Here is a 14,529-nt window from a genome sequence, read left to right as displayed (position 1 = left end):
CCATAGCTAGTTAATGCTATTATATTATCAGGATTAATATTTAAAGACCTCTCAAAAATATCACAAGCTTTTTCATAATTTCCCGACTCAGCTAAGGCTTTACCATAGCTAGTTAATGCTATTATATCATCAGGATTAATTTTTAAAGACCTCTCAAAAATATCACAAGCTTTTTCATAATTTCCCGACTCAGCTAAGGCTTTACCATAGCTAGTTAATGCTATTATATTATCAGGATTAATATTTAAAGACCTCTCAAAAATATCACAAGCTTTTTCATAATTTCCCGACTCAGCTAAGGCTTTACCATAGCTATTTAAAGTTATTATGTTATTAGTTTCAAGTTGTAAAGATTGCTCAAAAAGTACAAAAGCTTTTTCGTAACATTTTAATTTCAATAAAACTTTACTATATGTACTTAATACCTTTAAATTATTTGGTTCAATTTGTAAAGCCTTGTCAAGAATATTTAATGCTTTATCATAATTAGCAACCTGAAATAAAGCACTTCCATAATTTCTCAGAATACTAACATGATTTGGTTCAATTTGTAGAGCTTTTTCAAAAATGGTTAATGCTTCTTCTACTTTATTTAGTTTTACTAGAGATTCAGCATAAATTTTCAAAGCCTCAATATTATCTGGTTCAACTTCTAAAACTTGTTGAATAATGGCAATAGCTTGTTTACTGTCTCGATTCTTCAGTAAATCGTCAGCTTTGTTAATTAAAGATTGGATATCATGATTATTAATCATAGTTGATTTTTTAAATGTAAAGGAATCCAGGGAATAAATTCCCTGTCTCAAAGCCAAAGTCGGTTAAAACCGACTATAATCTAGTATAATTTACTGAGGGAATATTTGACAATCACATCCTGTAAATCCTGATTCTGACATACTTATGCAATCCATGAGCTAGGTAATAAATTCCCTGTCTTAAAGCTAAAGTCGGTTAAAACCGACTAGAATCTAGTGTAATTTACTATTTAACAATCACATCCTGAAAATCCTTAAATCCTGGACATCCTGATTCAGACAAAAAATCACATCCTGAAAATCCTTAAATCCTGTACTTCGACTTACTTCGACTGCGCTCAGTACAAGTCGCTCAGTAACCAGACATTCTGATTCAGACAATAACATTAACAGGGGCAAGAATGACAGAAACAACCGCCAACTATGATCAAACATGGAAAGAAGCAATCACCCAATATTTTGAATCATTTATCCAATTCTTTTACCCCAACCTCCACGAAAAAATTGATTGGAGTCAAACCCCCATCTCCTTAGATAAAGAACTAGAACAAATTACCGCATCTAGTCAAACTAAAAAACGCTATGCGGATAAATTGTTTCAAGTGTGGTTATTAAACAATGAAATCATCTGGATTTTGATCCACATAGAGGTACAAAGTCAATATGACAAAGAATTTACCCAAAGAATGTACATCTATAACTATCGTTCCTTTGACTTATTTCATAAACCAGTTATTAGTTTAGCAATTTTAGGGGATGAAGACGCAAAATGGCGACCAAATAATTATGAATATGGCATAGATGATAGTTTCGTAAAAATGCAATTTAGTATTGTGAAACTATTAGACTATCAATGGGAAGAACTAACCACCAGTAACAATTTGTTTGCTATAATAGTCATGGCACATCTGAAAACCAAAGCCACGACTAAAGACTTCACGCAACGAGAACAATGGAAATGGAACATAGTCAGACCATTATATCAAAAGGGTTTAACTAGATTTGATATTATCAATTTAGTTAAGTTCATTGATAAAATGATGACTTTACCACCACCATTACAAACTACATTCAACCAGAAATTAGAACAACATGAAAAGGAGTTAAATATGCCTTTTATCAGTCCTATTGAAGAAATGGCAGAAGAACGAGGTGAAGCCAAAGGTGCTAGAAAAAACTGCCAAAACAATATTATCAAAATTCTGTCCAATAGATTTAATAATGTTCCCGAATTGATGAGCGATTCTCTCAAGAAAATTGAGGATATGACTATTCTAGAAAATCTCCTGTTAGCAAGTATTAGTGTTAATTCTTTGGAGGAATTTCAAAAGTTAATTGATGCAGAATTGCAGCAAAATCAATGATATAATATCCCTGATTACTTCTATTATGAGGAAATCAGGGATTTATCAAAATCCTCATCCTGTAAATCCTAAAATCCTGGAAATCCTGATTCAGACAATTATGATTGTTCTGAATTATCATCTTCATCAGTCTTTTTAATTCCCTCTTGGAAATTTCTCAAACTCTTTCCCAATACTCCCCCCAACTCAGGAATTTTCTTGGGTCCAAAAATCAAAATTGCAACTATGGCAATAATTACTACTTCCGGCCATCCTAATCCAAACATAGAATTTTCCTCTTGAGTCACTTCAGGTTTAGTATGTTAGTTAAAAACCGAAAAACCAAAAAACAACCCACCCCGGAGTCGGAATGGGTTAATTTTATTTAAAACGAATTAAGAATTTAGGGTAGACTTAGTAGCGATTGCGACCACCGCCGCCACCACCGTAACCACCACGACCACCACCACCGTAACCACCACCGCGGTCTTCTTTAGGTCTAGCTTTATTTACTTTTAAGCCACGACCCATCCACTCAGCACCATCAAGTGCTTCAATAGCTGCTGTTTCTTCCGCATCTGAACCCATTTCTACGAAAGCAAAGCCACGTAAACGGCCTGTTTCCCGGTCAGTGGGGATTTGTACACGCTTTACAGTACCATATTCTGCAAATACAGATGTCAAAGCTTCCTGTGTAACTTCATAAGAAAGATTGCCTACGTAAACTGACATATTATGTCTCCAAAATCACGAGTTTGTAGAGATTTAGATTTCGGAGAGCAGTCTGTAAATACCACAAGTAAAAAGCCTGTCAATACTAACAACAAAACGCTAATCGCCGAATTAACTCTCTCCACTATTATTACACATAAATCAAGTTTTTGGAGTAAGACTTTACAAAAATTTCATAAATTTTATCAAAACCTTTGTCAGCCGTTTAAGTTTGGGTAGAGGCTAGTCATTCAAGCTGATAACTGATGGTTATCAAGAAAATCCTGACTACAATCCTTGACATCACCGGGAGCATCCCAATGAAAGAAAAAATAAACGTGGCCACTGCGAAAACTCTCTTACACTCTCTTGCCTTTGTGTCCTTTGCGTCCTTTGCGGTTCAATCATATCAGACCCTGGGATAATTGTCTGTTGTTAGATAAAAATAAACTTACACATTTGGGATGCTCCCGACATCATCAAGCCTACAACAAATCAATTAGTTTAAACTCGCTTTTCCAAGTATTGCCCAATCATCAACTGCTCACCAGCACGGGAAACAATACTTTGTCGGGTGCGATATTTATCACCGATGAGTTTAATTTCTTCCTCAAATACAGAATTATTGTACTCAGTTCGCAAACACAGAGTTTTCAGACTGGGGAAATAATATTGTGCTGTGACTGGTTTAGTAGTGGCAAAACCGCGATCGCGATACAAAATATTTCCCCAAGCACCAAACACAGTCACACCACTAGCTTCTTTTTTAGCGTTGTGTAAATCTGTACTTTCCCAAGTAACTTTTGCACCACAAGTTAAGCTTTCTAAATCCTGCAAATCATGTAACTGAGCCAGCTTTTGCAATTCATCATCCCCTTGTTGCAAAAAATGAATGGTAATAATACTTACCATTTCCTTGGTTTCTCCTTGGGGTAAAGTGTAATAGCGTCTTTCAGAGCGCCATTCACCTACAGAAGCTTGGAAAAACTCAGCAATTTGCTGTTCATCAGCAGTTAGGGCAATTTTCAGCAGTAATGTCACTTGTTACTTTCCTCACCTAAAAGTCAATGTGTTGCTTTGGTGGTTGCACCTGCGATATTCTATCTGGGATATAAAAGCAAGCTTTGTTTAATATTCTTAATATATACACAAAAACCTGAAAAATACCAGTTCGTTTGGCACATTTTTCATAAATGGCTGGGTAATGAAAAACTCCCAGGAATAAATCATGACTAATTTCCTATTACTTATTGGTGGCAAAATCTTTATACTAACTTTATAATTTCTATGATTGTCAGCAATTCTATACATCAATATCCATAGGATATGGTGAAAATTCTGTCAGTTTTATTGAGGAAAAAAAGTTATTTGGAATACATAAATAAATAGCTGAATTTTGATTGCTATTTTTGATTATTCATACCTATTCCAAAGTATTGGCTAATAAATGGCTGTAAGAGTGCAAATACTGCCCAAGTGGAGAAAAATTCATGGTTTTGGACCCAAATAAGTCACAAAAACAGGTGAAAACATCAACTCCTATAGTTGTCAGCCCAGTGATCAATAAGCTAATGAATAAGCATAATTTATTCATATTCTGTCTGCTGTTACTGGGATTACTAACAACCAGTTGTGGTTCATTACCAAAAGAATCAGCAGAAGCCCAATCGCAGCGGACTGGTGGTGGAGAAAGAGCAAATAGAGAAACATCTGTAGATATAGCGATCGCCCGCACACAAGAACTGCGTCCCCCAGCGGACTATATTGGTAACACCACCCCATATCGGACAGTATCAGTGCGATCGCAAGTAGAAGGAAGACTGATATCCTTAAATATGGATGTTGGTGATACAGTCAAACAAGGGCAAATCATCGGCCAGTTAGATGATGTTCTATTGATCACAGCATTACAGCAAGCAGAAGCAGAACTAGCAACCAGCCAATCAGAAGTAGCCAGGGCAATGACCCAAGTAAGTAACGCTCAAACGGAAGTAGAAAAAGCAAAGTTAGAACTCATCCAAGCCCAATCAGACTCCCAAAGACAGCAACAATTATTCAAAGAAGGAGCAATTTCCGAACAAGCAGCCCAACAAGCTCGCACCAAAGCCCAAACAACCCAAAAAGCCCTACAAGCCACTATTGAAAGAGTCCGTACAGAAAAACAAGCCGTAGCAGCCGCCCAAGGTAGAGTATTTGCCCAACAAGCAGTAGTCAAAGCCGCCAAAGAACGCCGTTCCTACTCCCGTTTAATCTCCCCCATCACCGGCGTAGTTACAGAAAAAGTCACAGAACCCGGTAATCTCCTACAACCAGGAAGCGAAGTCTTAAAAATTGCTGATTTAAGTCGAATTAAAGTAGTAGTTCAAGTTTCTGAATTAGAACTAGCAAAAATTCAAGTAGGGCAATCTGTACAAGTGCGTTTAGATGCCTTCCCCGATCAAAACATCATTGGTAGAGTAGCGCGTATTTCTCCATCTGCTGATCCTACAGCCCGTTTAGTACCCATAGAAGTAGTCATTCCCAACAGTGGCGGGAAAATAGGTAGCGGACTACTAACAAGAATGAATTTTACAACCCAGACACCACAGCGAGTAGTAGTATCACAAACAGCAATTAATAGCAAAGACAAAGAAACATCAGCAGAAATGAACAACGGCACAATTTTTGTTGTTCAAGAAACTGACGGTAAAACCAAGGTAAAAGAAAAATCGGTAACATTGGGTAAAAAAGTTGATGGTAACGTCGAAATTCTTTCAGGGTTACAACCAGGAGAAAGTTATATTGTTCGCAGTAGTAAGCCATTAAAAGATGGTGAAGTTGTCAAATTATCAATTTTGTCAGAAAAAGATTTAAACAAACCGCAAAGAAAGAACTTGTAAATTTTTTTAGCAGTTTCAACTCTGTCACCTTTCACCTGTCACCTGTCACCTATCACCTGCTATAAAGATGCAAATCACAAACAACAAAGGCTTTAGTATCAGCGCCATTTCTATCCGTCAGCATATTGGTACATTGATGCTGACCTTAGCAGTAATTGTCATTGGTTTATTTTTCATTATTCGTTTACCTGTAGATTTACTGCCATCTATTACCTATCCTCGTATTGGTGTGATAATAGAAGCACCGGGAATTTCTCCAGAAGTAGCAGTTGATGAAATTACAAAACCACTAGAAGAAGCTTTTTCAGCCACAGAAGGAGTAATTCAAGTTTTTTCCCAGACTCGTGAAGGTCAAGTCAGTTTAAATTTATATTTTCAACCAGGGGGAAATATTGATCAAGCACTAAATGATGCTACCGCTACTTTTAACCGAGCGAGAAATAGATTACCAGACAGCATAGAAGAACCACGAATCTTTAAATTCGACCCTTCCCAACTACCTGTTTATGAATTTGCGCTCACTTCACCTACACTGAAAAATGTTGATTTGCGCGTTTTTGCCGAAGAAGAATTAGCCCGTGAATTAGGTGTAGTACCAGGAGTTGCAGTTGTAGATGTATCAGGAGGAGTGCAAGAAGAAGTTAGAGTAAATATAGATTTAGATCGTCTCCAAGCTATTGGTGTCGGTTTGACTGATGTGTTAAACGAACTGCAAAATCGTAATCAAGATATATCTGGGGGAAGAATTTTAGGAGCCAATTCTGAACCGTTAACCCGGACAGTGGGACGCTTCAAAAATGCAGAAGAAATTAATAATATTTCCTTTGAAGTATCTGCACCTAATTCAAATATCAAAAATCGTGTTTATTTGCGTGACTTTGCCCAAGTTATTGACGGATCAGAAAAACAAAGATTGTACGTTTTACTCAATGGTCAAGAAGCAGTAAAAGTCAGCATTCAAAAACAAGCAGATGCTAATACTGTCAACGTTGTTGATGGAGTTAAAAAAAGATTACAAGAACTGAAAGAAGCGGGTGTTATTCCTGCGGAAGCAACTCTCACAGGAACTTTAGATGAGTCAATATTTATTCGTAATTCCTTAGCTAATGTGACTTCTTCTGGTTTAATTGGTTCAGGTTTAGCAGCGATCGCTGTATTACTGTTTCTTGGTTCTTTACGGCAAACATTCATTATTGTTCTATCTATACCTTTAGCCACATTAGCAGCTATTATTATGATGGGAATGTTCGGCTTATCCCTGAATATTTTTAGCTTAGGTGGTTTAGCATTAGGAGTGGGAATTGTAGTTGATAATTCCATCGTCATGTTAGAAAATATTGCCGCAGGAATTAATCAAACTAAGTTCCAAAATCACACATCGAAATTATCAACATCAGCAATTATTCAACAAGCAGAAAAAAGTAGTCGAGAAGTTGAATCAGCTTTACTTGCTTCTACCAGTACAAACTTAGTTGCAGTCTTACCATTTTTGCTGATAGGGGGTTTTATATCATTACTATTTAATGAATTAATTCTCACGATTAGTTTTGCAGTAGCAGCTTCAATTTTAATTGCTGTTACTGTTGTTCCCATGTTGACATCACGATTATTAGCTTTACCCTTTTCTAGTTCTTTAAATAATTTTTGGTTTTTCCAAGAATTTAATCGTCGTTTTGATGGAGCAACAAAATTATATAGCAGTTTCCTATCTGGAATATTGCGTTGGCGGTTATTAACAATTGCGATCGCTATCATTTTCTTTGGTGCTGGTAGTGTGTGGATGTCTCCCCAAATTCCCCAAGAAATTCTTCCTCAAATAAACACCGGACAAGCTAGTTTATTTGCTCAATTTCCCCCCGGTACACCATTAGAAACTAACCAAAAAGTTATGCAAGTTGTAGATGACATTTTGCGTCAGCAACCAGAAACAGAATATGTCTTTTCTACAGTTGGTGGTTTTCTGTTTGGTGGTAATAGTAATCCTAATCCTTTGCGAAGTTCTAGTACCATTACCCTCAAACCAAACTCAGATATAGAGACTTATATTGAGCGTGTCACCAAAGAACTTAGCAAACTGAATTTAGTAGATATTCGACTGCGTTTAGCACCTGGAAGAGTGCGGGGTTTATTTCTTAATAACTCTCCTATTCGTGGTGCTGATGTTGATATAATTTTGCAGGGAAATGATACCAATACTTTAGAAAAAGCAGGACGAGAACTATTAGCAACTTTAGACGAGAAAATTACTTCAGTCAGATTCCGTCCAGATGCAGATCCACGTCAACCTGAAATTCAGATTGTACCTGACTGGGAACGAGTGGCCAATGTGGGTTTAAATACTCAAGATATTGGCGAAACAATTAAAACCGCAATTACAGGTACTGTACCCACCCAATTACAACGCAATAACCGCTTGATAGATGTGCGAGTAGAGTTAAATGAAGAAGCAGTCAAAACAACTTCTCAGCTAGAAAGATTACCCTTATTTGTAGAAGGTAATCAACAAATTAGATTGAGTGATGTAGCGACAATTGTTGAAGGAAAAGCACCCGGAGAAATTCAAAGAATTAACCAGCGTCAAGTCTTTTTAATTGCAGGTAATTTAGCAGAAGGAGCAAGTCTGGGTCAAGCATTAGAGCAAGTAGATGCAGTAATTAAAAATGCCAATTTCCCTGAAGGTGTAAGTCCTTTACCCAGTGCAGCAGCAGAATCAAATCAACAATTACAAAACTCGTTGCAACTTCTAGGAGGGTTAGCAATATTTTTAGTTTTTGTAGTGATGGCTGTACAATATAATTCTCTTGTTGATCCTTTAGTAATTCTGTTTACTATTCCTCTTGCTTTAGCTGGGGGGATTTTTGGACTTTACATCACCGAAACTGCCATTGGTGCAACAGTAATTGTGGGTGCAGTTTTATTAGTAGGTATTGTGGTAAATAACGCCATTATCATGGTAGAATTAGCAAATCAAATTCGGGAACGCGAACAAGTTGATCGTCGCACCGCAATTTTAAAAGCTGCACCTCAACGTTTACGTCCGATTTTAATGACAACAATTACCACAGTTTTAGGGATGTTTCCCCTAGCTTTAGGAGTTGGGGAAGGTTCAGAATTTCTGCAACCATTAGGTGTAGTAGTCTTTTCCGGCTTGTCTTTAGCAACACTGCTGACCTTGTTTATTATTCCTTGTTTTTACACTCTATTGCATGATTTAATTGGTGGCAGTTGGGCAAAACCAGTATTTATCAAGTTGCGGATCTGGAAAAAAAATTTCAAGAAAGCTTAACACTCTCCTACATCCCAGAACTTCTGCCTGGGAAATTACACCAAATATCTGGACTATCAGGCAGTTATAGATTTATGATTGATGATCGTGGGTTTTTTTCAAAAAATAACTAGAATATGAACGTGCAAGAAGTAATCCGCTCTATTGAAGCGGAACACCTAAAATCCGATCTACCCGAAATTTATGTAGGTGATACAGTGCGGGTAGGAGTGAAAATTAAAGAAGGCGATAAATACCGAGTCCAACCATACGAGGGAGTGGTAATAGGTAAACGCAATGGCGGAATTAACGAAACAATTACCGTGCGTCGTGTATTTCAAGGTGTAGGCGTTGAGCGAGTATTTTTGCTGCACTCACCCCGCATTGATAACATCAAAGTAGTGCGTCGTGGTAAAGTCAGACGCGCTAAACTATACTATTTGCGTCAATTATCTGGTAAAGCTACCCGGATTAAACAACGGTTTGACCGCGCCCTGTGATGCAGTTAGTCCTGGGAAAAAACCAGGAAACTCAAGCCAAAAGCGGCATCTGCCGCTGACTTGACTTTCTGAAAAAATTAAGTTACACTAAAAAAGGAATTGTGTTAAACTAAAAAAAGTTCAGCGCAATCCCTGAAACAAAGATAGCTTGTGCGCTCTTAGTTCAGTTGGTAGAACGCAGGTCTCCAAAACCTGATGTCGGGGGTTCAAGTCCTCCAGGGCGCGCTCAAAAGCAAAAAATATAGCCCGAAACAAAAACGCATCTGCTACAGTAGCAGCCAGCGTTGATTATTTCGGGTCTAATTATTTTTTACTGATAGCTGAATTTGTTTACTGTAAATTGGGTCGAAGCTGTGAATAATTGTCAGCCTTGGTGCAAAATAACAAGGTGAAACGATGTAAGAAACGGGGGGTATAACGACCGTGGCCAAAAAAAACGAAGCAGAAATGCCAGAAGCAGGCAATGGTTTTAGCTTAAACAACTTCTTCCAAGGAACAAAAGAAGAACTGGACAAAGTAGTTTGGCCAAGTCGGAAGCAGTTGGTAAGTGAATCAGCAGCTGTGTTATTAATGGTGACACTTTCCGCGTCTTTGATATATTTGGTCGATGGATTGTTTGCTTGGGCAGCAAAACAGGTATTCTGATGACTTCTGCAACAGACGAACCACGGGATTTGCAGACAGAGGAAGCACTAGAAACAGCGCACAAAGAAGCCCGCTGGTATGCAGTGCAAGTAGCCTCTGGCTGTGAAAAGCGCGTGAAAACAAATTTAGAGCAACGTATCCAAACTTTTGATGTAGCTGATAAAATTATCCAAGTGGAAATACCCCATACACCAACGGTAAAGATCCGCAAAGACGGGAAACGTCAGCCATCAGAAGAGAAGGTTTTTCCGGGTTATGTTTTAGTTCGGATGGTAATGAGTGATGATACATGGCAAGTGGTAAGAAACACAACCCATGTAATTAACTTTGTCGGTGCAGAGCAAAAACGAGGCAGCGGCCGTGGCCGTGGTCACGTCAAGCCAGTACCTTTAAGTCATTCAGAAGTAGAACGTATATTCAAACAAACGACAGAACAAGAACCAGTAGTCAAAATTGATATGGCTACAGGTGATAAGATAATGGTGCTTTCTGGTCCGTTCAAGGATTTTGAAGGCGAGGTGATCGAAGTTTCGCCAGAACGGAGTAAACTAAAAGCTCTACTCTCGATTTTCGGACGAGATACACCAGTAGAATTGGAATTTAATCAGGTACAAAAACAGAGCTAAATCCAAATGGCGAAGAAAGTAGTAGCGGTCATTAAATTGGCCTTAAACGCTGGAAAAGCCAACCCAGCACCACCAGTTGGTCCCGCACTGGGTCAACATGGTGTTAACATCATGATGTTCTGCAAAGAGTACAACGCTAAAACAGCAGACCAAGCTGGAATGGTGATTCCTGTAGAAATTTCCGTGTTTGAAGACCGGAGTTTTACATTTGTACTCAAAACACCCCCAGCATCAGTTTTAATTCGCAAGGCAGCGAAAATTGAACGCGGTTCTGAACAGCCCAACAAGAAAAAAGTTGGCAGTATTACCAAAGCGCAGTTACGGGAAATCGCCCAAACTAAACTGCCTGATCTCAATGCTAACGACATTGATGCAGCAATGAATATTGTCGCTGGAACAGCCAAAAACATGGGTGTTACCATCACAGATTAATAGGTGACAGGTGACAGGTGACAGGTGACAGTAAAAAAGAGTCATAAAACCTGATAACTAGCAGCCGACCTATAACAAAATCTAAAATCCAAAATCTAAAATCTAAAATTGTATCGGGGGAGAAGTGAGAAACTTCGAGAATACCCCAGGAGCAAAAAATGGGCAAGAAAATATCACGCCGTTTACAGGCGTTGTTAGAAAAAGTAGAAGATAGGGATTACGCGCCCTTAGATGCGTTAGCTCTGTTAAAAGAAACAGCAACAGCAAAATTTCCCGAAGCCGCAGAAGCGCATATCCGGCTAGGGATTGACCCCAAGTATACAGACCAACAACTGCGGACAACGGTAGCACTGCCCAAAGGTACGGGTCAGGTAGTGCGTGTAGCAGTAATCGCCAGAGGCGAAAAAGTAACAGAAGCCACTAATGCTGGTGCGGATATCGCTGGTTCAGAAGAACTGATTGACGAGATTCAGAAAGGCATGATGGACTTTGACAAACTCATTGCTACTCCTGATGTGATGCCACAGGTAGCAAAACTGGGTAAATTGCTTGGTCCTCGTGGCTTGATGCCATCACCCAAAGGTGGTACAGTAACATTTGACGTTGCCAGTGCGATCGCCGAATTTAAAGCTGGTAAATTAGAATTTCGTGCTGATCGGACAGGCATTGTTCATGTTATGTTTGGTAAAGCATCATTTACCCCTGAAGATTTGTTAGTCAACCTCAAAGCATTGCAAGAGACAATTGACCGTAACCGTCCTTCAGGAGCAAAAGGCCGTTATTGGCGTACATTCTACGTCTCTGCTACAATGGGTCCTTCAATTAAAGTTGATATCAACGCCCTCAGAGATTTAAAAGTAACTGACGCTGCATAATTAGGTAATTGGTAATGGGTAATTGGGAATAGGTGAATATAAACCAATGACCAATGACTAAATACCAATGACCCTGAAACGAGACGCAAGCCCCTGACTTTTAGACATGGGGATAAGTCGATAGCGACCTTAGTCGCATTAAAACGATTGACTGGCTTTAGCCACAGTGGTATAATAGTGAAAAAGTGAGTAAAAAAACCATCTACGTGAAGAAACATCCTAGTGCGGAGAAATCCCGGCAACGGACATATCCAACTTGATTTGGAATAGTTAAAGGGCAAATAATGGCAGGATGTTGAGCGTACCTAACTGGCATTGTGATGGACTCACCAAAGCAAAAAAAGTAAGCGCAATTGCAATACCTTTTGTCCTGGTAGTTGTTTTGAGCGTGTAGGGTGTTTTTGCCAGCACCATTGAAAGTCAGTTTATGGACTCTTCAAGAATCCCCCGGCTTTAGACGTGGGGAGTGTCAAGTTATTCCGTTAATGGGGTAAAGGGAAAAGGTGAAGAAAAACCTTTAACCTTTACCCTTTATATATTTTAATATATTTTAATATATTTTAATATATTTTAATATATTTTAATATATTTTAAATTCAGAAAAAACTGGGCGATCGCTTACTTTATAAGCTGATGTCCGGCTAAACTATATAATCAAAAAACCTGAAGTTACAGTAACACAAGCATCTTGCTTGTATTAATTATTCAGGTTAGGAGAAGGAACAGGTAAGGTTTACAGAGATTTTTTCTTCAATAACTATGTGCAATTACAATTAATTTTGCTTGCGTACTTATTAATTACTGGATAAACATAAAACATGATATCAGGGGAAATTAAAAGTCAAGTAGATAAAATTTGGGATGCTTTTTGGTCTGGTGGTATTTCCAACCCCCTAGAAGTAATTGAACAAATTACCTACCTGTTATTTTTGCGTCGTCTGGATGACCTGCATACCTTAGCAGAAAACAAAGCTACCCGACTCAAAAAGCCAATGGAACGGCGTATTTTCCCAGAGGGAGATTATGTATTAGAAAAATCCGAGTCGGGAGAACCGCTAAAAAAACGCCCCTATGATCATTTGCGTTGGTCGCGGTTTCAGCATTTCGCACCGCCAGAAATGTATGCTGTGGTGAATGAATTTGTCTTCCCGTTTCTGCGGACTTTAGGTGGTGATGACTCGACCTATGCCCACCACATGAAAGATGCTCGTTTTACCATTCCCACCCCCGCGCTACTTGCTAAAGTAGTGGACTTGATCGCTAATATCCCAATGGATGACAGGGACACCAAAGGCGACCTGTATGAATATATGTTAAGTAAAATTGCCTCAGCCGGACAAAATGGGCAATTTAGAACACCGCGCCATATTATTGGGCTAATGGTGGAACTGACAGCACCCAAACCGGGGGATGTAATTTGTGACCCTGCTAGTGGAACCTGTGGCTTTTTAGTGACTGCTAATGAATACTTACGTCAACATCACCCCCAGGTGTTAACAGATGTCAAGCTAAAAGCACATTTTCACCAGCAGATGTTTCACGGGTTTGATTTTGATAATACCATGCTGCGAATTGGCAGTATGAATATGCTCCTGCATGGTGTAGAAAATCCTGATGTTAGATATAAAGATTCCTTAGCACAGGAACACGCAGATGATGAGGAAACCTATACTTTATTATTGGCTAATCCCCCTTTTGCTGGTTCTTTAGACTATGAAAACACAGCCAAGGATTTATTAGAAATAGTTAAAACTAAGAAAACAGAGTTATTATTTTTAGCTTTATTTTTAAGATTGCTGAAACCAGGGGGTAGGGCGGCGGTAATTGTCCCCGATGGGGTGCTGTTTGGGTCTTCTAAAGCACATAAAGAATTGCGGAAAATACTGGTAGAGGAACAAAAGCTAGATGGGGTCATATCCCTCCCTGGTGGTGTGTTTAAGCCCTATGCGGGAGTTTCTACGGCGATTTTACTCTTTACTAAAACCAATTCGGGAGGAACTGATTTTGTTTGGTTCTATGATGTCAATGCCGATGGATTGAGTTTAGACGATAAAAGAACACCTTTGTTAACTGAGGATAAACTTGGATCTGTGCCGGCTGTGCAGTTAACCCCGGAGGAACATAGTAAAAATAATTTACCTGATATTTTAGCACGGTGGCAGGTACGTAATACTACAGAACGAGAACGCCCCCGCACCGCTCAAACTTTCTGTGTCCCAAGGGCGGATATTGCGGCTCAAGGGTATGATTTAAGTCTTAATCGTTACAAGGAAGTGGTACATGAGGAGGTAGACCATTTACCACCCCAGGAGATACTGGCTAATTTAGCTAAGTTGGAGTTAGAAATTCAACAAAGTATGGAGAAATTAGCGGGGTTGGGACTGTAGGCTATATACCTAAACATTTCTGGTAAAACCTCCACAAATCTCCTCGTGGTATGCTATGATTATAGTATTGAGGTCGAGATCATGTTAAGGAAGAAAGTTATTCGTGTTAGT

Annotated in this window: 13 protein-coding genes and 1 tRNA gene; 10 read left to right on the top strand and 4 right to left on the bottom strand. The window is 38.8% G+C overall.

What is annotated here, in order from left to right; all coding sequences use genetic code 11:
• On the bottom strand, nt 1-755 hold a 755-nt coding region (locus H5968_RS22595), incomplete at its 3' end, for a lipopolysaccharide assembly protein LapB (protein ID WP_187041747.1).
• Nucleotides 756-1,156: 401 nt separating this feature from the next.
• Between H5968_RS22595 and H5968_RS22590 the strand changes: the two genes are divergently transcribed.
• Entirely contained in the window at nt 1,157-2,119 is a 963-nt protein-coding gene (locus tag H5968_RS22590) for a hypothetical protein (RefSeq protein WP_187041746.1), read from the top strand.
• Nucleotides 2,120-2,217: 98 nt separating this feature from the next.
• Here the strand turns inward: H5968_RS22590 and tatA are convergent, their stop codons facing one another.
• The 3 genes from tatA to H5968_RS22575 form a co-directional block, all read right to left on the bottom strand.
• A complete protein-coding gene (tatA, locus tag H5968_RS22585; RefSeq protein WP_137668545.1) occupies nt 2,218-2,385 on the bottom strand; it encodes a twin-arginine translocase TatA/TatE family subunit in 168 nt (55 codons plus the stop codon).
• A gap of 127 nt (nt 2,386-2,512) precedes the next feature.
• A complete protein-coding gene (locus tag H5968_RS22580) occupies nt 2,513-2,830 on the bottom strand; it encodes an RNA-binding protein (RefSeq protein WP_187041745.1) in 318 nt (105 codons plus the stop codon).
• A 483-nt stretch (nt 2,831-3,313) separates the two neighbouring features.
• Nucleotides 3,314-3,850 carry a phycobiliprotein lyase gene (locus H5968_RS22575; RefSeq protein WP_137666267.1) on the bottom strand — a complete coding sequence of 179 codons (537 nt, stop codon included), beginning with the start codon at nt 3,848-3,850 and terminating at the stop codon, nt 3,314-3,316.
• 449 nt (nt 3,851-4,299) lie between these two features.
• Between H5968_RS22575 and H5968_RS22570 the strand changes: the two genes are divergently transcribed.
• The 9 genes from H5968_RS22570 (at nt 4,300) to H5968_RS22530 (ending at nt 14,418) form a co-directional block, all read left to right on the top strand.
• A complete protein-coding gene (locus H5968_RS22570; protein WP_187041744.1) occupies nt 4,300-5,688 on the top strand; it encodes an efflux RND transporter periplasmic adaptor subunit in 1,389 nt (462 codons plus the stop codon).
• Nucleotides 5,689-5,755: 67 nt separating this feature from the next.
• The gene (locus tag H5968_RS22565) at nt 5,756-8,974 is read left to right on the top strand and encodes an efflux RND transporter permease subunit (RefSeq protein WP_187041743.1); all 3,219 of its coding nucleotides are present in this window, start codon (nt 5,756-5,758) and stop codon (nt 8,972-8,974) included.
• A gap of 116 nt (nt 8,975-9,090) precedes the next feature.
• Entirely contained in the window at nt 9,091-9,453 is a 363-nt protein-coding gene (gene rplS, locus H5968_RS22560) for a 50S ribosomal protein L19 (protein WP_096566817.1), read from the top strand.
• A gap of 152 nt (nt 9,454-9,605) precedes the next feature.
• A tRNA-Trp gene (locus H5968_RS22555) sits at nt 9,606-9,678 on the top strand.
• A 198-nt stretch (nt 9,679-9,876) separates the two neighbouring features.
• Nucleotides 9,877-10,098 carry a preprotein translocase subunit SecE gene (secE, locus tag H5968_RS22550; protein ID WP_096566815.1) on the top strand — a complete coding sequence of 74 codons (222 nt, stop codon included), beginning with the start codon at nt 9,877-9,879 and terminating at the stop codon, nt 10,096-10,098.
• Complete coding sequence (nusG, locus tag H5968_RS22545; protein ID WP_187041742.1) at nt 10,098-10,724, top strand: transcription termination/antitermination protein NusG; 627 nt, start codon at nt 10,098-10,100, stop codon at nt 10,722-10,724. Before secE ends, nusG begins: the two co-directional genes overlap by 1 nt.
• Nucleotides 10,725-10,730: 6 nt before the next feature.
• The gene (rplK, locus tag H5968_RS22540) at nt 10,731-11,156 is read left to right on the top strand and encodes a 50S ribosomal protein L11 (protein WP_096566811.1); all 426 of its coding nucleotides are present in this window, start codon (nt 10,731-10,733) and stop codon (nt 11,154-11,156) included.
• A 158-nt stretch (nt 11,157-11,314) separates the two neighbouring features.
• Nucleotides 11,315-12,031: a 50S ribosomal protein L1 gene (rplA, locus tag H5968_RS22535; protein WP_096566809.1), complete on the top strand. Its 717-nt coding sequence runs from the start codon at nt 11,315-11,317 to the stop codon at nt 12,029-12,031.
• Between the two features lie 818 nt (nt 12,032-12,849).
• Nucleotides 12,850-14,418: a class I SAM-dependent DNA methyltransferase gene (locus H5968_RS22530; RefSeq protein ID WP_187041741.1), complete on the top strand. Its 1,569-nt coding sequence runs from the start codon at nt 12,850-12,852 to the stop codon at nt 14,416-14,418.
• Nucleotides 14,419-14,529: the final 111 nt, after the last annotated feature.

This window comes from Sphaerospermopsis sp. LEGE 00249 (genome assembly GCF_014299995.1).
Classification (GTDB): Bacteria; Cyanobacteriota; Cyanobacteriia; order Cyanobacteriales; family Nostocaceae; genus Sphaerospermopsis; species Sphaerospermopsis kisseleviana.
This window is presented reverse-complemented; position numbering and strand designations above follow the sequence as displayed.

What these genes read in the sequence shown, in the direction of transcription:
- H5968_RS22590 (WP_187041746.1), top strand. Translation starts at nt 1,157, where the DNA reads ATGACAGAAACAACCGCCAACTATGATCAAACATGGAAAGAAGCAATC.
- tatA (WP_137668545.1), bottom strand. Translation starts at nt 2,385, where the DNA reads ATGTTTGGATTAGGATGGCCGGAAGTAGTAATTATTGCCATAGTTGCA.
- H5968_RS22580 (WP_187041745.1), bottom strand. Translation starts at nt 2,830, where the DNA reads ATGTCAGTTTACGTAGGCAATCTTTCTTATGAAGTTACACAGGAAGCT.
- H5968_RS22570 (WP_187041744.1), top strand. Translation starts at nt 4,300, where the DNA reads ATGGTTTTGGACCCAAATAAGTCACAAAAACAGGTGAAAACATCAACT.
- H5968_RS22565 (WP_187041743.1), top strand. Translation starts at nt 5,756, where the DNA reads ATGCAAATCACAAACAACAAAGGCTTTAGTATCAGCGCCATTTCTATC.
- rplS (WP_096566817.1), top strand. Translation starts at nt 9,091, where the DNA reads ATGAACGTGCAAGAAGTAATCCGCTCTATTGAAGCGGAACACCTAAAA.
- nusG (WP_187041742.1), top strand. Translation starts at nt 10,098, where the DNA reads ATGACTTCTGCAACAGACGAACCACGGGATTTGCAGACAGAGGAAGCA.
- rplK (WP_096566811.1), top strand. Translation starts at nt 10,731, where the DNA reads ATGGCGAAGAAAGTAGTAGCGGTCATTAAATTGGCCTTAAACGCTGGA.
- rplA (WP_096566809.1), top strand. Translation starts at nt 11,315, where the DNA reads ATGGGCAAGAAAATATCACGCCGTTTACAGGCGTTGTTAGAAAAAGTA.
- H5968_RS22530 (WP_187041741.1), top strand. Translation starts at nt 12,850, where the DNA reads ATGATATCAGGGGAAATTAAAAGTCAAGTAGATAAAATTTGGGATGCT.